A 17,434-nucleotide genomic window follows, 5' to 3' on the forward strand; every position below is an offset into this window, starting at 1 on the left:
TCAGTGATCACTCACGGTGATAAGGGTGATTAGTGGTAATGCTCCACGCCCGATACAGGCTCTCTGCCACCAGCACCCGGACAAGCGGATGAGGAAGTGTTAGCGCAGAGAGCGACCAACTTTGTTCTGCCGCTGCTTTACAGGCAGGGGATAATCCCTCCGGCCCGCCGATTAACAGGCTGACATCACGACCGTCCAGTTTCCAGCGTTCCAGTTCGGTTGCCAGTTGCGGCGTGTCCCAGGGCTTACCGGGAATATCCAGGGTGACAATGCGATTTTTGCCTGCGGCAGCCAGCATCTGTTCACCCTCTTTGTCGAGAATACGCTTGATGTCCGCGTTCTTGCCGCGTTTGCCGGCCGGAATTTCGATCAGCTCAAAAGGCATGTCTTTGGGAAAACGCCGCAGGTACTCGGTAAAACCGGTTTGTACCCAGTCGGGCATTTTCGTGCCTACCGCGACAAGTTGAAGCTTCACGCATTAACTCCAGAGTTTTTCCAGCTCATACAGGCGACGGCTCTCTTCCTGCATAACATGGACAATCACTTCACCCAGGTCAACGACGATCCAGTCGGCGACGCTTTCACCTTCCACACCCAACGGCAGCATTCCCGCAGCGCGAGATTCCTGAACGACGTGGTCAGCAATAGACATGACGTGACGGCTGGAAGTGCCGGTACAGATGATCATGCAGTCGGTGATACTGGATTTGCCCTGAACGTCTAAGGCGATGATGTCCTGACCTTTAAGGTCATCAATTTTGTCGATTACAAAATCCTGGAGTGCTTTACCCTGCAAGTTTTCCCCCTGGGTGCATGAATGAGTATTAATAAGCCTGTCAGTATACCTGAACCCACCGTCCTTTCGGGACAAATGTCACCGACGGTTTTTGAAAGTGGGCTATCATCCCACCCCATGCAACAGAATGCATCGCCATTTTTGTAAAACAATTTCTGCAAAACGCTGAAGGGCGGGGAAAGTCTGGCAGCGGAGAATAGCAGCCTGTCCTGGCGTGTCAATGGGCGGAGCGTTTCTGGCGATAAAAAACAGACATTTTACTCGCCAGGTGTCCATATCGCTCTGCTGTTGAGAACCCGAAGCGTGGCAAAATCGCCAGTAAAATCAATGGCGCTCCAGCAGCCTTGCTCAACGCGAAAATGCCACATCGCGGCGGCGGGTAAGGCAAGCAGCCGGGCAATCAACAGGCTGAGGACGCCCTGATGACTGACCATTAGCACATGCGCATGGTGCTGATAATCGGCAAGAAATGCGATCGCCTGCTCAACGCGCCGGGCGAAGGCCTGAAACCCTTCTCCATTGGTGGGAACGGCATTTTGCCAGTCGTTGCACCAGGCCGCATAGTTCTCGGCATCTTCGTGGGTCAGATCCCGGTGATGGCGCATCTCCCAATCGCCAAAGAACATCTCATTGAGCTCGGGTTTCACCTGCAGCGGCAGTTCACGCCCCTGAAGCACTAAACGCGCCGTGTGCTGAGCGCGCTCCAGCTCGCTACACAGCACCTGCTCAAAGGGAACCTGGCTGAGCAGTGTATTCAGCGTTTGCGCCTGCGCAACGCCGCGCCCGGTCAACGGCGTGGGAGCATGACCACTGTACAATCCCGCCACATTGGCTTCGGTTTCACCATGACGAACTAACCAGAGTCGCATTTTCCCCTCGTGATACGTATTCGCGCAAAACATGATATTCGCCCTGAATGCGCGCGCTATTTTCTCTAAAATAGCCTCTTTTGCCAGGAGCGGCACAATGTCTCTATTCAAAAGCGCCCACGGCGGTAACATCCGTGAGGCTGCCGAACTCCTCGGGATATCGCCCGAGAAGCTGCTGGATTTTAGCGCGAATATTAATCCACTGGGTATGCCCGAAACGGTAAAACGCGCCATCGTCGACAATTTACATCTTGCCGAGCGTTATCCCGACGTCGATTACCGCCATTTGCACCAGGCGCTGGCCCGACATCATCAGGTGCCAGCCGGTTGGATCCTCGCTGGCAACGGTGAGACCGAGTCAATCTTTACCCTGGTGAACGGTTTGCATCCGCGTCGGGCGATGATCGTCACACCAGGATTTGCCGAATACCAACGTGCGTTACAGTGGGGTGAATGCGTCATCGATACGTTCGCGCTGCGTGAAGAGGACGGCTGGCAGTTGACCGGGGCGATCCTCGATGCCTTGACGGCAGAACTGGACTGTCTGTTTTTGTGCACACCTAACAATCCCACCGGATTACTGCCGGAACGGGGGTTACTCGAAGCGATTGCCGGGCGCTGCCGGGCGCTGAATATTGCGCTGATTCTTGATGAAGCGTTTATCGATTTTATTGCCGACGAGGCGGGGTTTATTCCACTGCTACAGAATAACCCGCATATCTGGGTTCTGCGTTCGCTGACAAAATTCTATGCTATCCCGGGGCTGCGGTTGGGGTATCTCATCAACAGTGATGAGCAGGCGGTGGCGGCGATGAGGGCGCGACAGATGCCGTGGTCGATCAACGCCTTTGCCGCGCTGGCAGGGGAACAGGTTCTGGAGGATACCGCCTATCAACAAGCGACATGGCAGTGGCTGCGGGAAGAGGGTGGACGCTTTTATCAGCAACTGCGCGCGCTGCCAGGGCTGACGGTGTATCCCGGCCAGGCGAATTATCTCCTGCTGCGCAGTGAAACCGATCTTCAGCGTGCTTTGCTGGCGCGGCATATTCTGATCCGCAGTTGCGCCAATTACCCGGGTCTTGATGGACGCTATTTCCGTGTGGCAATACGTAGTCGTGAAGAGAACAACCGCCTGCTGGCGGCGTTAACCGAGGCGCTTAGCGATACAACCCGTGCTGATTGATATAGTCCAGCACGGCTTGTGGCATCAGGTCGTCGCACGGCTCGCCGTTTTCCAGCCGTTCGCGGATGATCGTGGCGGAAATATTGAACCACGGCGTTTCGGCGAGGTAAATTTTCCCGGCTGGCAGCAGGTGCAGATCGTCCGGCGTATTCGTCAGATGCTGATCCAGCCAATGCTGATGCTGTTCCTGCGCCATTTCGAGCGGGTAGCCGGGACGGCGGCAGACAATCAGATGGGTATTGTCGAGAATCGTTTCGTAGTCATGCCAGGTCGGAAAGGTCAGTAATGAGTCCTGGCCAATGATAAACGCCAGCGGGACATCCGGGCCTTGTTCTTCACGCCAGGCCTTCAGCGTTTGCGCCGTATAGGAGGGCGTGTCGTGCCGCAGTTCGCGCTCATCGAGGATGAACAGCGGCTTGTCGGCAATCGCCAGTTCAAGCATGGTTTTTCGCTGTGCACTGGTCGCCTCCGGCTGCGGGCGATGAGGGGGAACATTATTGGGCATCACGATGACCCGCGACAGACCAATCAGATTGGCCAGCGTTTCCACGGGCTTGAGGTGACCATAGTGCACCGGATCAAAGGTGCCGCCAAAGAGAGCCTGTAACGATTTCATATCAGCCATCAATAAAAACTTCAGCCAGCGCTTTGTGGCAAATCAGCAGTGAGAGCCCTTCAAGCTCTGCCCAGACCGACTGGCCATAGTCCTGCTTCAGCGTTAATTCCGTACGTGTCAGTAATTGCACCGCCTGACGTAACTGCGCCGGACTAAGCCGGTTCAGCGCATCGCCAATCATGCCACGGCGGTTTTGCCAGACGCGGTGCTTATCAAAGAGCGTGCGCAGCGGGGTGTGGGCCGACTGGCGTTTTAGCGTAACCAGCAGCAACAGCTCACGTTGCAGGGTGCGCAGCAAAATAACCGGTTCGCTGCCTTCCAGACGTAACTGTTGAAGAATGTGCAGTGCGCGCTTACTTTTGCCCATGACCAGCGCATCCACCCAATGGAACGGGGTGAAGTGGGCGGCGTCGTTAACGGCCTGCTCGACGCGGGGCAGGGTGAGCTTACCGTCTGGCCACAATAAGGATAAACGTTCCAGCGCCTGCGCCAGAGCCAGCAGGTTACCTTCATAGCAATAGCACAATAGTTGATTCGCCGCGTCGTCCAGTTGCAAATTATTTTGCTTTGCGCGCGCCGCTACCCAACGGGGAAGTTGCGCCTGTTCCGGCGTCTGGCAACTGACCTGTACGCTTCGTTCGGCCAGTGCGCTGAACCAGCCGGCATTTTCTTGCGCCTTACTGAGCTTATTTCCGCGCACGATCAGCAGCAGATCGTCATGCAGCAACTGAACCAGCGTAACCAGTTGTTCATTAATGGCGGCATTCGGGCCATTTTCGGGCAGTAACAACAGCAGCGTCTGACGACTGGCAAACAGACTCATTGCCTGACATTGCGAGAACAACGCGTTCCAGTCGGTATTATTGTCGAGAGTAAAAGTATGGTGTTCGTCGAACCCCTGAGTTGCCGCAACCTGACGGATGGCGTCCTGGCTTTCCTGCAACAACAGAGGATCGTTTCCGAGTAGCAGATACGCCGCGCGCAACCCTTCAGAGAGTTGCGCGCGGAGTTGTTCAGGGTACAACCGAATCATCAGTTACCCAGCGTGCTGGAGACACGCGTTGAAGAGGAAGCGGGAGCCGCTTCTTTATCGTCAACGGCAACCTCTTCTTGCGATGAGAGACGATCGGCAGCATGTACGCTTGGCAGTTTACGAATCAACTGTTCCGCCGCTCTGTCGTACATCTCTTTGATGATCATATCCTGCTCGTTATCTTTCGCCAGCGCCATCTGCGGGTTGTCGAAGAACGAACGGAATACCCGGACGCTGATAGGATAAATATCGTGACCAGGAATCAACACCGACGCACTGACCGTCATAATCATCTGATATTCCGCAGTCTGACCATTCTGGAAGACAGACGCGGTATCTTTCGAAATACTGACCCGACCCAGACGTAAAGACGGTACGTCTTTACGCAGCGTACTCTTATCCAGTAGCTCAATATCATTCAGACGCAGTTGATTACGCACTGCACGGCTTAACGGACCATTCGGATCCCCCGTGTCCAGAATCATGGTTTTCATTGTGTCCGGAACCTGCGTGGTATTGCGCAGGTGCCAGCCACACCCGGCGGTGGTTAACACCGCCAGAGATAACAACAATGTTGCCAGATATCGCACGCTTCCTCCCGCGCTTAGCCAACGACCAGATTGAGGAGTTTACCCGGCACGTAAATCACTTTACGTACGGTAACGCCATCAAGATATTTTGCGACCAGATGTTCCTGGCCCGCGCGTTCACGAACCTGTTCTTCTGTCGCATTCACCGGAACGGTGATTTTGCCACGCACCTTGCCGTTAACCTGGACTACAACCAGCGTGGAGTCTTCGACCATTGCGGCGTCGTCCGCGACCGGCCACGGCGCGTTGTCGATGTCGCCTTCGCCCTTCAGCGCCTGCCACAGCGTAAAGCAAACGTGTGGGGTAAACGGGTTAAGCATCCGCACCACCGCCAGCAGGGCTTCCTGCATCAGCGCGCGATCCTGCTCGTCATCCTGCGGGGCTTTCGCCAGCTTGTTCATCAGCTCCATCACGGCGGCAATCGCGGTGTTGAAGGTCTGACGGCGGCCGATATCATCGGTCACTTTGGCGATAGTCTTGTGAACATCGCGACGCAGCGCTTTCTGATCTTCCGTCAGCGCGTCAACGTTCAGCGGCGCAACATCGCCACGGGAAGTGTGTTCGTACACCAGTTTCCAGACACGTTTCAGGAAGCGGTTAGCGCCTTCCACGCCGGACTCCTGCCATTCCAGCGTCATATCAGCCGGAGAGGCGAACATCATAAACAGACGCACGGTATCCGCGCCGTAACGTTCAACCATCACCTGCGGGTCGATACCGTTGTTTTTCGACTTGGACATTTTGCTCATGCCGGTATACACCAGTTCATGGCCCGCCGCGTCTTTCGCCTTCACGATGCGACCTTTCTCGTCGCGTTCAACGATCGCATCCACCGGGGAAACCCAGTTACGCTCGCCGCTTTCGCCGACATAGTAGAACGCATCCGCCAGTACCATTCCCTGACACAGCAGCTGTTTTGCCGGTTCGTCAGAGTTCACCATGCCGGCATCGCGCATCAGTTTGTGGAAGAAGCGGAAGTAGAGCAGGTGCATGATGGCGTGTTCGATACCGCCAATGTAAATATCTACCGGCAGCCAGTAGTTTGCTGCGTTGGAATCCAGCATCCCTTCCTGATACTGCGGGCAGGTGTAGCGCGCATAGTACCAGGAGGACTCCATAAAAGTGTCGAAGGTGTCGGTTTCACGCAGCGCAGGCTGGCCGTTAACGGTGGTTTTTGCCCACGCAGGATCGGCTTTGATCGGACTGGTAATACCGTCCATCACAACATCTTCCGGCAGGATCACCGGCAGTTGATCTTCCGGCGTCGGCAGCACGGTGCCGTCTTCCAGTGTGACCATCGGGATCGGTGCGCCCCAGTAACGCTGACGAGAAACGCCCCAGTCGCGCAGACGGTAGTTGATCTTACGCTCGCCGACACCTTTCGCTGCCAGCTTATCAGCAATGGCGTTAAAGGCCGCTTCGAAAGCCAGACCGTCAAACTCGCCGGAGTTAAACAGGACGCCTTTGTCGGTCATCGCCTGTTCGGAAAGATCCGGCTCAGAGCCGTCGGCTGCCAGGATAACCGGCTTAATGGTTAAGCCGTATTTGGTGGCAAATTCGTAGTCGCGCTGATCGTGACCCGGTACGGCCATGACCGCGCCGGTGCCGTATTCCATCAGCACAAAGTTAGCCGCCCAGACCGGGATCGCTTCGCCGGTTAAGGGGTGAACCGCTTTAAAGCCGGTGTCGACGCCTTTTTTCTCCATGGTCGCCATGTCGGCTTCGGCCACTTTGGTGTTACGGCATTCGTCGATAAAGGCCGCCAGTTCAGGATTGCTCTCTGCCGCTTTCTGCGCCAGCGGGTGACCGGCGGCAACCGCCAGATAGGTGGCACCCATAAAGGTGTCCGGGCGGGTCGTGTAGACGGTCAGCGTGTTGTCATAACCGTTCACATTAAAGGTGATTTCCACGCCTTCAGAACGGCCAATCCAGTTGCGCTGCATCGTTTTCACGGTGTCAGGCCAGTGGTCCAGCTTATCCAAATCATTGAGCAGTTCGTCGGCATAGGCGGTGATTTTAATAAACCACTGCGGGATCTCTTTACGCTCAACTTTGGTGTCGCAGCGCCAGCAGCAGCCGTCGATAACCTGTTCGTTCGCCAGTACGGTTTGATCGTTCGGGCACCAGTTGACTGCTGAGGTTTTCTTATAGACCAGACCTTTTTTGTACAGCTCAGTGAAGAATTTCTGCTCCCAGCGATAGTATTCCGGGGTGCAGGTCGCCAGTTCACGGCTCCAGTCATAGCCAAAGCCCAGCATTTTGAGCTGGTTCTTCATGTAGGCGATATTGTCGTAGGTCCACGGTGCCGGCGCGGTGTTGTTTTTCACCGCCGCGCCTTCTGCAGGCAGGCCGAAGGCGTCCCAGCCGATAGGCTGCAGCACGTTTTTGCCCAGCATGCGTTGATAACGAGCGATCACGTCACCGATGGTGTAGTTACGTACGTGGCCCATGTGTAGTCGACCAGAAGGATAGGGAAGCATAGACAGGCAGTAATACTTCTCTTTGCTCTCGTCTTCGGTAACTTCAAATGTGCGCTTCTCATCCCAGTGAAGCTGTACTTTGGATTCTATCTCTTCCGGGCGGTATTGCTCTTGCATGGCAGCCAGTGGTCCTGTTTTCAATACAGCTACAAACGTAGCTTTCGATGTGGTGTTTCAGATCCGCATAGCATAGCCCAAACGCCCGCGTCAAAACAGCCTTTCGCGCATTCAGGTTCGAATTCACGCCATGACAATCCTTGCACGAATTTACACACTCTGTGGGCAGTCTTGCAAAGCGCGGCCTAAATAACGTCTATTATTATAGACAGTTAACGACCCAGGAGGCGAAACGATGAACAAGGTTGCTCAATATTACCGTGAACTGGTGGCGTCATTAAGTGAACGTCTGCGCAATGGCGAGCGCGATATCGATGCGCTGGTGGAACAGGCGCGGCAGCGGGTTTTGCAGGCCGGGGAGTTAACGCGAACCGAAGTGGACGAACTGACACGCGCCGTCAGGCGTGACCTGGAAGAGTTCGCCGTGAGCTATGAGGAGAGTCAGGAAGAGGAATCCGACAGCGTCTTTATGCGGGTGATCAAAGAGAGCCTGTGGCAGGAGCTGGCGGATATCACGGACAAAACGCAGCTTGAATGGCGCGAAGTCTTTCAGGACCTGAGTCATCACGGGGTCTATCACAGTGGCGAAGTGGTGGGGTTGGGCAATCTGGTCTGCGAGAAGTGCCATTTTCACTTGGCAGTGTATACGCCGGACGTGCTGCCATTGTGCCCAAAATGCGGACACGACCAGTTCCAGCGTCGACCGTTTGAACCGTAATATAGCCTGATGGCGATGCTGACGCATCTTATCCGGCCTACGGTGACTTATTATGTAGGCCGGATAAGCGTCAGCGCCATCCGGCATTGATCACGCGTAAAACGTTAGCCGTTCTGCCAGCAGGTCAACAAACCCCTGGCGATCCACATCCACCATTACCGTGGCGTTGGGTGCTTTGCCCGTCAGGAAGTAATAGTCCACCACGGTCATCCCCTGGGTATATTTCCCCTGCGTTTCCACGCCAACCCAGCGTTCGACGGTGGTAAACAGTTCGGGTTTTAGCAGCCAGGCGATGGTGCACGGGTCATGCAGCGGCGCGCCGGTGAATCCCCATTTCTCGTCTTTATGATACTCAAGGAAGAAATCGAGTAGCTCCGCAACGATAGTGGAAACCGGGTTGCCAATAGCGCGGAAGCGTTCGGTATCTTCGACGTGAATTTGCGCTTTATGCGTGACGTCCAGGCCGGCCATCACCACCGGAATGCCTGACTGGAAGACGATCTCAGCGGCTTCTGGGTCAACATAGATATTGAATTCGGCGGCAGGCGTCCAGTTGCCGAGCCCCATTGCACCGCCCATGATCACGATGCGAGCGATTTTGTCATGCAGTTCAGGATGGCTGTTCAGCAACAGCGCAACGTTGGTTTGCGGCCCGGTAGAGACGAGGGTGACCGGCTGTGTGCTCTCGCGCAGCGTCTTCGCCATCAGCTCAACGGCGGTACAGGCCTGAGGCGCAAAGGCGGGTTCCGGCAGCGCCGGGCCATCCAGTCCGCTTTCGCCGTGGACGTTATCGGCAATGATCAGCTCGCGCATCAAGGGTTTCACTGCGCCGCCCGCTACCGGAATGTCCGTGCGGTTCAGTAACGTCAGCATCCGTAATACGTTACGCAGCGTTTTATCGGGTGTCTGGTTGCCTGCGGATGAGGTGATGGCTTTAACGTCAAGTTCCGGTGAGGCGAGGGCGAGAACAATTGCGATAGCGTCATCATGACCCGGGTCGCAATCTAATAGAATTGGCAGTGCCATTGTTGCTCCTTATGAATGCTACTTTGCGGCAAGGGTAACGCCGGGATGAAAATGATTCGAGGAGCGAGACAAGAAAGCGTGAAATGGCGCGCATTCTGACATGCGCGCCGGAAAAGTTAATGCAGGATTTTGGCAAGGAAGTCTTTTGCGCGTTCGGATTTCGGGTTGGCGAAGAACTCCTCTTTCGGCGAGTCCTCAACGATTTTCCCCTCGTCCATAAAGATCACACGATTCGCCACTTTGCGCGCAAAGCCCATTTCATGGGTCACCACCATCATGGTCATCCCTTCATTGGCCAGTTCAACCATGACGTCCAGTACTTCGTTGATCATTTCCGGATCGAGCGCGGAGGTGGGTTCATCGAACAGCATGGCGATAGGATCCATACATAGCGCGCGGGCTATCGCCACACGCTGCTGCTGGCCACCGGAAAGTTGGGCCGGATACTTATTGGCATGCGCGGCAAGGCCCACGCGTTCCAACAACTTCTGCGCTTTTTCGCGCGCCGGGGTTTTATCACGCTTCAGCACTTTCACCTGCGCCAGAGTCAGGTTTTCGATAATCGACAGATGCGGGAACAGCTCAAAGTGCTGGAACACCATCCCGACGCGAGAACGTAACTTCGCCAGATCGGTTTTTTTGTCATTGACCATAATGCCGTTTACGGTGATTTCACCTTTTTGTACCGGCTCCAGACCGTTAACGGTTTTGATCAGCGTGGATTTTCCGGAACCCGACGGGCCGCAGACCACCACCACTTCCCCTTTTTTCACTTCCGTGGAGCAGTCGGTCAGCACCTGAAAGTGACCATACCATTTAGAAACATTTTTCAGGGTAATCATTAAACTGTCCTTTTCTTCAAATAGCTGACCAACAACGACGCGCTCAGGCTGATAACAAAGTAGACGGCTCCGGCAAACAGGATCATTTCGACCTGTGTACCATCACGCTCGCCAATAGTAGAAGCGGTACGGAAGAAATCCGCGAGGCTTAAGACGTACACCAGGGAGGTATCCTGGAACAGAACGATGCCCTGTGTAAGCAGCAGCGGCACCATCGCGCGAAACGCCTGTGGCAGAATGATGAGCTTCATTGACTGCCAGTGGGTCATGCCCAGCGCCAGCGCCGCGCTTGATTGTCCGCGGGAAATGCTCTGGATACCCGCACGGATAATCTCGGAGTAATAAGCGGCTTCAAACATCGAAAAGGCGACCATCGCCGAAATCAGGCGAATATCGGTTTTCGGTGACAGTCCCAGAACGTCCTGCAGTAATCCCGGTACGATCAGGTAGAACCACAGCAGTACCATCACCAGCGGGATGGAGCGGAATACGTTAACGTATGCTTTAGCAAACCAGGCGACAGGCGCGAAGCTGGAAAGGCGCATGACCGCAAGCAACGTTCCCCAGACAATACCGATGACCACCGCTGTCAGGGTAATCTTCAGCGTGATGAGCAGCCCGTCCAGCAGATACGGCAGGGAAGGGACAATAGAACTCCAGTCGAACTCGTACATTATTTGCCTCCCAGATTGCCAGGCAGGCGGATTTTACGTTCCACCAGACTCATCACCAGCATGATGAAGGCATTAATCAACACGTACGCCACGGTGATGGCGGTAAACGATTCCCAGGCATGCGCCGAGTAATCCAGCAGCTTACCGGCTTGCGCTGCCATATCGACCAGACCGATGGTGGAGGCGATGGCGGAGTTTTTCACCAGATTCATCATCTCAGAGGTCATCGGCGGGACGATCACGCGATAGGCGTTAGGCAACAGCACGTAGCGATATGCCTGCGGCAGGGTCAGCCCCATCGCCAGTGCCGCGTTTTTCTGGCCGCGCGGCAGTGACTGAATGGCGGCGCGAACCTGTTCGCAGACGCGTGCTGCGGTGAAAAGCCCCAGACAGAGCATGGAAGAGACGAAGAACTGAATGTTGGGATCCAGTTCCGCTTTAAACCACATACCCAGATCTTCCGGCAGCAGTTCAGGCACGACCAGGTACCAGGTGAAGAACTGGACGATCAGCGGAACGTTGCGGAACAGTTCTACATAAAGGGTGCCGAGCCCGGAAAGGAAGCGATTCGGGACGGTGCGTAAAATGCCGAACAAAGAACCGACCAGGAAGGCAATGATCCAGGCGGTGATGGATAAGGCGACGGTGACCTGGAAGCCGCTCCAGAGCCAGCCGAGATAGGTGGTGTTGCCGAATGGGGCTTGTTGTAAAAAAATGCCCCAGTTCCAGTCTATTGACATACATCTACTCCGAAAAAATAAGGGTAGCAGCGCTACCCTCGAAGATTGTTATCCAGCGTACTTCGGTTTTCAGGCCTGATGGGGAACGACCATCAGGCCTATAGTCTGTCCGTGCTGTATAGCAATCGAGAGGGCAAGGAGTCCCCGCCCCATTTAGTTTTAATTAGTTAAGTGCTTTATCATTCGGTTCTTTGAACAGCGCCTGCATTTCGTTCGACAGTTCGAAATTCATGTTCAGGTTTTTTGGTGGGATCGGATTTTTGAACCACTTATCAAACCATTTCGCGGCTTCACCTGAGGTCTGCGCCTGGGCGATGGTGTCATCCATCAGCTTTTTGAATTCAGGATCGTCTTTGCGCAGCATGCAGCCGTAGGCTTCCTGAGACTGCGGTTTGCCGACGATTTCCCAGTTATCTGGTTTCTTCGCCTTCGCACGCTCACCGGCCAGCAGGGCATCATCCATCATAAAGGCAACGGCGCGACCGCTTTCCAGAGTACGGAAAGAGTCACCGTGGTCTTTAGCGCTGATGATACGCATGTCCATTTTTTGTTCGTCGTTCAGCTTGTGCAGCAGAATTTCAGAGGTGGTTCCTGAGGTCACAACAACCGCTTTGCCTTTCAGGTCCGCGAAGTCTTTAATGTCGCCGCCTTTTTTCGCCAGCAGGCGGGTGCCGACGACAAAGATGGTGTCAGAGAAGGCGGCCTGTTTCTGGCGCTCAAGGTTGTTGGTGGTGGAACCGCACTCAAAGTCGAAGGTGCCGTTTTGCAGCAGCGGAATACGGTTCTGAGAGGTAATCGGGATCAGCTTAACCTGCAGATCGGGCTTGTTGAGTTTCTTCTTCACGGCTTCAACGATGGCGTTGGAGTAATCCTGAGAATAACCCACCACTTTCTGCTGATTGTCGTAATAAGAGAACGGCACGGAGGATTCACGGTGACCGACGACGATAACGCCGTTTTTGGCGATCTTGTCGAGCGTGCTGCCTGCGGCTGGCGCTGCGTCTTCCGCGTGTACCAGACCGGCTGACAGTCCCATAACCAGCATTGCTGTGGCTAGCTTACGTAATTGCATATCCAACTCCTTATCGTCTGCGCCGTCGACGCAGTGATACCTATTGTGAGTGTCTGTGTTGTTATCACCTGCAACTTAAGCGTGCAGTGTTTTACCTGTTTGTTAACATTTAGTCTGGCTTAATGTAAAGATTTTGCTGCGTTATTGTTTATTTTTGCGAAGTGCGCCGCACCGTTTAGAGGCAAAAATCTCTCATTGCACCGTTTCGGTGCTACCAGTGAACTGCTTTAGTGCGACTAAGTTGCGCTAAACGTCAAAAACAGGTTTGCCTTGTTTAACAAAGCAATGAGCGTGCCAGAATGGAAGAAGGGAGGGAGAATGGTAGTTTGTAGGCCTGATAAGCGTAGCGCCATCAGGCACGATGTGGCACAACCGCCGGATGGCGGCGTACCGCCTTATCCGGCCTACATTTGATGGTGCACTGTGTTATCTGCGACGTTGACGCAAACTCATTAACACGGCGGCAAAACCGAACAGCGCGGTAATGAACCACAGCGGCCAGTTGCCGGTTCGGGCGTACGGCGTTAAGCCTGTCGTTGGCGTCACATCGGCGGTCAATACCTGACGGGTAAACTGCGGGATCATCGCCTGAATCTCACCCTGTGGACCAATCACCGCCGTAATACCGTTATTGGTACTGCGCAGCAGCGGTCGCGCCAGTTCCAGGGAACGCATCCGCGCCATCTGGAAGTGCTGCCACGGGCCAATCGACTTACCAAACCAGGCATCGTTGGAGATGGTCAGCAGATAGTCCGTATCCGGGCGGAAATTATCGCGCACCTGTTCACCCAGGATTATCTCGTAGCAAATCGCGGCGGTCAGCGCTAAACCATGCGCATGCAGCTGCGGTTGAACATACGGACCACGGCTGAACGAGGACATCGGCAGGTCAAAGAACGGCGCTAACGGGCGCAGAATGGATTCCAGCGGCACAAACTCACCAAACGGTACCAGATGGTTTTTGTTGTAGCGGTTGGTTGAGTCATAGCGGTAAGGATTGTCTTTCCCCAGCGTGATAATGGTGTTGTAGGTGTCATAGCGGTTCTGTTTGTTCAGCCGCGCATCGACAATACCGGTTATCAGCGAGCTGTTCTTCGCACGCAGCAAATCGTCCATCATGCCCAGAAAACGCTGCTGGTTGATCTCCAGATCCGGAATAGCGGATTCCGGCCAGATGATCAGCTGCGATTTCCCCATTTCGGGCTGCGTCGCATCCAGATAGGTCTTAAGCGTATTCAGCAAATGACCTTCTTCCCACTTCAACGACTGCGGGATATCACCCTGAACCATCGACACCCGGGTCATTCTTTCCGGCTCCAGCGTGTACCACTGGATATAGCGCAGCGGGAAGGGGAGTGCGAAAAGGATAACGGCGACCACCAGCGGACGCCAGTTACGGCTGACCAGCGAGAGAACCAGCAGTCCGCTGACCATCATCAGCAGGAAGTTAATGGCTTCGACACCCATTACCGGCGCCAGGCCTTTCAGCGGGCCGTCTATCTGGCTGTAGCCAAACTGCAGCCATGGAAATCCGGTCAGTACCCAGCCACGCAGGAATTCGGTTAGCTGCCAGACCACCGGCGCGGCAATGGCAACCCGCAGCCAGCTGGTTTTCGGCCACAGACGCGCCAGTACGCCGGCAAACAGCCCGGTATACAGAGAAAGATACGCCGCGAGCAGCACGACAAGGAAAACGTTCACCGGGCCTGGCATGCCGCCAAACTGCGCGATACTGACGTAAACCCAGTTGATTCCCGTCCCGAAGAGTCCCAGTCCCCAGAAGTAGCCAATAGCGGCTGACTGGCGCGGGCGACGATTCAGGGTTAATGCCTGCAAGCCCATCAGCGACACAATCGCCGCGGGCCAGATGTCATAAGGAGAAAAAGCCAGCGTTCCGCAGGCGCCGAATAATAACGCCAGCAGCAGGCGAGTGCGCTGGCGTTCAATTAATGAGGCAAAAGCCATTGAGTTCTTCTTCCCGTTCGGTGTTATTCGTCCAGTGTTGGCTGGGGGGAGTCATCCGGAATTCTGACGTGAACCTGAATAATACGACGGCTGTCGGCCATTGCCACTTTGAACTGGTAACCATCGATATCAATAGTTTCACCACGTGCGGGCAAGTGACCAAACGCCTGCATCACCAGACCACCGATGGTATCGACCTCTTCGTCACTAAAGCTGGTGCCGAAGGCTTCATTGAAGTCTTCGATCGGCGCGAGCGCGCGAATGGTCCAGGTGTGGCGACTGAGTTGGCGGAAGTCGATATCATCTTCTTCATCGTACTCATCTTCGATTTCACCGACGATAAGCTCCAGGATGTCTTCAATGGTCACCAGACCAGAGACACCACCAAATTCGTCGATGACGATAGCCATATGGTAACGCTGGGAGCGAAACTCTTTGAGCATACGGTCAACGCGTTTGCTCTCCGGGACGACAACGGCCTGGCGTAACACTTTCTCCATGCTGAAGGCATCGGCATCGCTGCGCATAAACGGCAGCAAATCCTTGGCCATCAGAATCCCTTCAATGTGATCTTTGTCCTCGCTTATCACCGGAAAACGCGAGTGGGCAGACTCGATAATGACATCGAGGCATTCGTCCAGCGTCTGGTTGCGTTTCAGGGTAATCATCTGGGAGCGGGGAATCATGATGTCGCGAACGCGCTGGTCCGCAATGTCCATCACCCCTTCGAGCATGTCGCGCGTATCTTCATCGATAAGGTCGTTCTGCCCGGAATCACGGATCAGCGCCAGCAGTTCATCACGGTTTTTCGGTTCACCGTGGAAAAGTTGGCTCAGTAACAGGGAAAAAAATCCCTTCTTGTTGCTTAACGTGTCACTACTGTGTGAATTGTCGTCGCTCATGGCGTCGTATGGGTTCTCTTGTTAGTTAATCTCTTGCTCAATGCGCGCAAACTCAGCGCACGGCAGCACTGGAAACCACCGGGCATTCGCCCGGTCGCTTATTCCTTCTCGGCAATGTACGGATCCTCATAGCCCAGAGCAAGCATAATCTCTGTCTCGAGGGCTTCCATCTCTTCAGCCTCGTCATCTTCGATATGATCGTAACCCAGCAAATGCAGGCTGCCGTGGACGACCATGTGCGCCCAGTGGGCATCCAGCGGCTTGCCTTGCTCCTGCGCTTCCTGTTCAACGACCTGACGACAGATGACCAAATCGCCGAGCAACGGTAGCTCAATACCTGGCGGGGCTTCAAACGGGAAAGAGAGCACGTTGGTCGGTTTATCTTTCCCGCGGTAGGTCAGATTGAGATCGTGGCTTTCGGCTTCATCCACCAGGCGAATCGTCACTTCTGATTCTTCCTGAAATTGCGGGATGACCGCATTCAGCCAGGTCTGAAACCGGCTCTCTTCTGGCAAACCGCTGTGGTTCTCACATGCCAGTTGCAAATCAAGGATCACCTGACTCATTTCTGTTCCTGTTCCTGAGCTTCACGCTTGCGCTCTGCAGCAAGCTCAGCTTTACGTTTTTGTTCGGCTTCTTCCCATGCTTCATAGGCGTTAACGATGCGGGCAACCACCGGATGGCGCACGACGTCTTCACTGTGGAAGAAGTTAAAGCTGATTTCTTCGACTTCCGCCAGTACCTCAACGGCATGGCGCAGGCCCGATTTAATGTTGCGCGGCAGGTCAATCTGCGTGACGTCGCCGGTAATTACCGCCTTCGAGTTAAAGCCGATACGGGTCAGGAACATCTTCATCTGTTCGATGGTGGTGTTCTGGCTCTCATCAAGAATGATAAAGGCATCGTTTAGCGTACGGCCGCGCATATAGGCCAGCGGAGCCACTTCAATCACGTTGCGCTCAATCAGCTTTTCGACTTTCTCGAAGCCGAGCATTTCAAACAGCGCGTCATACAGTGGGCGCAGGTACGGATCAACCTTCTGACTCAGATCGCCCGGCAGGAAGCCCAGTTTTTCTCCCGCTTCGACCGCCGGACGGGTCAGCAGAATACGGCGGATCTCCTGACGCTCCAGCGCATCCACGGCGGCGGCAACGGCGAGGTAGGTTTTCCCCGTACCGGCAGGACCGACGCCAAAGGTGATGTCATGGTCGAGAATGTTGGCGATGTACTGTGCCTGGTTAGGCGTACGCGGCTTAATCACGCCACGCTTGGTTTTGATATTGACCGCTTTGCCGAACTCGGGGACGCTCTCGGCGCTTTGCTCAAGCACGCGTGCTTCTTTAATCGCGAGGTGGATTTGTTCCGGTTCGATATCCTGCGTCTGGCCGCGCATTGGCGCGGTATCGACGTACAGGCTGCGTAAAATATCCGCCGCAGCGGTGATGCAAATCGGGCGACCGGTCAGTTTAAAATGGTTGTCACGGCGGTTAATCTCGATGCCGAGACGGCGTTCCAGCTGTTTAATGTTGTCATCAAACGGGCCGCAAAGGCTCAGCAGACGGGCGTTATCTGCCGGCTCAAGGGTAATTTCGCGAGTGTCTGTGTTCAAACTGTTCCTCTTATGCATAGGGAGCCGGAAGATGAACATTCACCGGCCTGTCAGGAAATTATTCACGCCACGGGGTAAAGGCGCAAGCACTGGTATCAAGATGGGGGCGTAGAGAGGAAATACAAGAGCCTTATCGGGCCTATGAAGCGTCGTGCTCCAGTAGGCCCGATAAGCGCAGCGCCATCGGGAATTTTGACGTTTT

The 17,434-nt window shown here is 54.8% G+C and carries 18 protein-coding genes; 2 read left to right on the top strand and 16 right to left on the bottom strand.

The window, feature by feature from the left end:
• Positions 1-7: 7 nt before the first annotated feature.
• The 3 genes from rlmH to OGY35_RS14905 form a co-directional block, all read right to left on the bottom strand.
• The gene (gene rlmH / locus OGY35_RS14895) at positions 8-475 is read right to left on the bottom strand and encodes a 23S rRNA (pseudouridine(1915)-N(3))-methyltransferase RlmH (RefSeq protein ID WP_003022725.1); all 468 of its coding nucleotides are present in this window, start codon (positions 473-475) and stop codon (positions 8-10) included.
• Positions 476-478: 3 nt separating this feature from the next.
• Entirely contained in the window at positions 479-796 is a 318-nt protein-coding gene (gene rsfS, locus OGY35_RS14900) for a ribosome silencing factor (RefSeq protein WP_012904988.1), read from the bottom strand.
• 257 nt (positions 797-1,053) lie between these two features.
• On the bottom strand, positions 1,054-1,665 hold the full coding sequence (locus tag OGY35_RS14905) for an adenosylcobalamin/alpha-ribazole phosphatase (protein ID WP_286632675.1): 612 nt from the start codon (positions 1,663-1,665) through the stop codon (positions 1,054-1,056).
• 97 nt (positions 1,666-1,762) lie between these two features.
• Between OGY35_RS14905 and cobD the strand changes: the two genes are divergently transcribed.
• Positions 1,763-2,848 (top strand): threonine-phosphate decarboxylase CobD, encoded by a 1,086-nt coding sequence (gene cobD, locus OGY35_RS14910; protein ID WP_286632676.1) that lies wholly within the window; start codon positions 1,763-1,765, stop codon positions 2,846-2,848.
• Here cobD and nadD read toward each other — a convergent pair.
• The 4 genes from nadD to leuS are packed head-to-tail and all read right to left on the bottom strand — an operon-like array spanning position 2,823 to position 7,684.
• Positions 2,823-3,464 (bottom strand): nicotinate-nucleotide adenylyltransferase, encoded by a 642-nt coding sequence (gene nadD / locus OGY35_RS14915; RefSeq protein WP_152406375.1) that lies wholly within the window; start codon positions 3,462-3,464, stop codon positions 2,823-2,825. The two genes, cobD and nadD, sit on opposite strands and share 26 nt — an antisense overlap.
• A gap of 1 nt (position 3,465) precedes the next feature.
• Positions 3,466-4,497, bottom strand: a complete 1,032-nt coding sequence (gene holA / locus OGY35_RS14920; protein ID WP_152405496.1) for a DNA polymerase III subunit delta — start codon at positions 4,495-4,497, stop codon at positions 3,466-3,468.
• A complete protein-coding gene (gene lptE / locus OGY35_RS14925) occupies positions 4,497-5,087 on the bottom strand; it encodes an LPS assembly lipoprotein LptE (protein WP_152405495.1) in 591 nt (196 codons plus the stop codon). The genes holA and lptE overlap by 1 nt, the downstream gene beginning before the upstream one ends.
• Before the next feature lie 14 nt (positions 5,088-5,101).
• Positions 5,102-7,684, bottom strand: coding sequence for a leucine--tRNA ligase (leuS, locus tag OGY35_RS14930; protein WP_152405494.1), 2,583 nt, complete (start codon positions 7,682-7,684; stop codon positions 5,102-5,104).
• Between the two features lie 235 nt (positions 7,685-7,919).
• Here leuS and OGY35_RS14935 point away from each other — a divergent pair, with 235 nt between their 5' ends.
• The gene (locus OGY35_RS14935) at positions 7,920-8,402 is read left to right on the top strand and encodes a zinc ribbon-containing protein (protein ID WP_042320694.1); all 483 of its coding nucleotides are present in this window, start codon (positions 7,920-7,922) and stop codon (positions 8,400-8,402) included.
• A gap of 90 nt (positions 8,403-8,492) precedes the next feature.
• On the opposite strand, the gene rihA is transcribed toward OGY35_RS14935, so the two are convergent.
• The 9 genes from rihA to OGY35_RS14980 all read right to left on the bottom strand — a co-directional run bounded on the left by rihA (position 8,493) and on the right by OGY35_RS14980 (position 17,232).
• Positions 8,493-9,428 carry a pyrimidine-specific ribonucleoside hydrolase RihA gene (rihA, locus tag OGY35_RS14940; RefSeq protein ID WP_286632677.1) on the bottom strand — a complete coding sequence of 312 codons (936 nt, stop codon included), beginning with the start codon at positions 9,426-9,428 and terminating at the stop codon, positions 8,493-8,495.
• A gap of 116 nt (positions 9,429-9,544) precedes the next feature.
• Complete coding sequence (gene gltL, locus OGY35_RS14945) at positions 9,545-10,270, bottom strand: glutamate/aspartate ABC transporter ATP-binding protein GltL (protein ID WP_286632678.1); 726 nt, start codon at positions 10,268-10,270, stop codon at positions 9,545-9,547.
• On the bottom strand, positions 10,270-10,944 hold the full coding sequence (gene gltK / locus OGY35_RS14950; RefSeq protein WP_152405492.1) for a glutamate/aspartate ABC transporter permease GltK: 675 nt from the start codon (positions 10,942-10,944) through the stop codon (positions 10,270-10,272). The genes gltL and gltK overlap by 1 nt, the downstream gene beginning before the upstream one ends.
• On the bottom strand, positions 10,944-11,684 hold the full coding sequence (gltJ, locus tag OGY35_RS14955; protein WP_286632679.1) for a glutamate/aspartate ABC transporter permease GltJ: 741 nt from the start codon (positions 11,682-11,684) through the stop codon (positions 10,944-10,946). Before gltJ ends, gltK begins: the two co-directional genes overlap by 1 nt.
• 163 nt (positions 11,685-11,847) lie before the next feature.
• A complete protein-coding gene (locus tag OGY35_RS14960; RefSeq protein ID WP_046477456.1) occupies positions 11,848-12,756 on the bottom strand; it encodes an amino acid ABC transporter substrate-binding protein in 909 nt (302 codons plus the stop codon).
• A 426-nt stretch (positions 12,757-13,182) separates the two neighbouring features.
• The gene (gene lnt, locus OGY35_RS14965; protein ID WP_286632681.1) at positions 13,183-14,721 is read right to left on the bottom strand and encodes an apolipoprotein N-acyltransferase; all 1,539 of its coding nucleotides are present in this window, start codon (positions 14,719-14,721) and stop codon (positions 13,183-13,185) included.
• 23 nt (positions 14,722-14,744) lie between these two features.
• The gene (gene corC / locus OGY35_RS14970; protein ID WP_152405489.1) at positions 14,745-15,623 is read right to left on the bottom strand and encodes a CNNM family magnesium/cobalt transport protein CorC; all 879 of its coding nucleotides are present in this window, start codon (positions 15,621-15,623) and stop codon (positions 14,745-14,747) included.
• A 98-nt stretch (positions 15,624-15,721) separates the two neighbouring features.
• Complete coding sequence (gene ybeY / locus OGY35_RS14975) at positions 15,722-16,189, bottom strand: rRNA maturation RNase YbeY (RefSeq protein ID WP_152405488.1); 468 nt, start codon at positions 16,187-16,189, stop codon at positions 15,722-15,724.
• Positions 16,186-17,232 carry a PhoH family protein gene (locus tag OGY35_RS14980; RefSeq protein WP_042320685.1) on the bottom strand — a complete coding sequence of 349 codons (1,047 nt, stop codon included), beginning with the start codon at positions 17,230-17,232 and terminating at the stop codon, positions 16,186-16,188. Before OGY35_RS14980 ends, ybeY begins: the two co-directional genes overlap by 4 nt.
• Between the last annotated feature and the right edge of the window lie 202 nt (positions 17,233-17,434).

It is taken from the genome of Citrobacter sp. Ct235, assembly GCF_030332305.1.
GTDB lineage: Bacteria > Pseudomonadota > Gammaproteobacteria > Enterobacterales > Enterobacteriaceae > Citrobacter_A > Citrobacter_A telavivensis.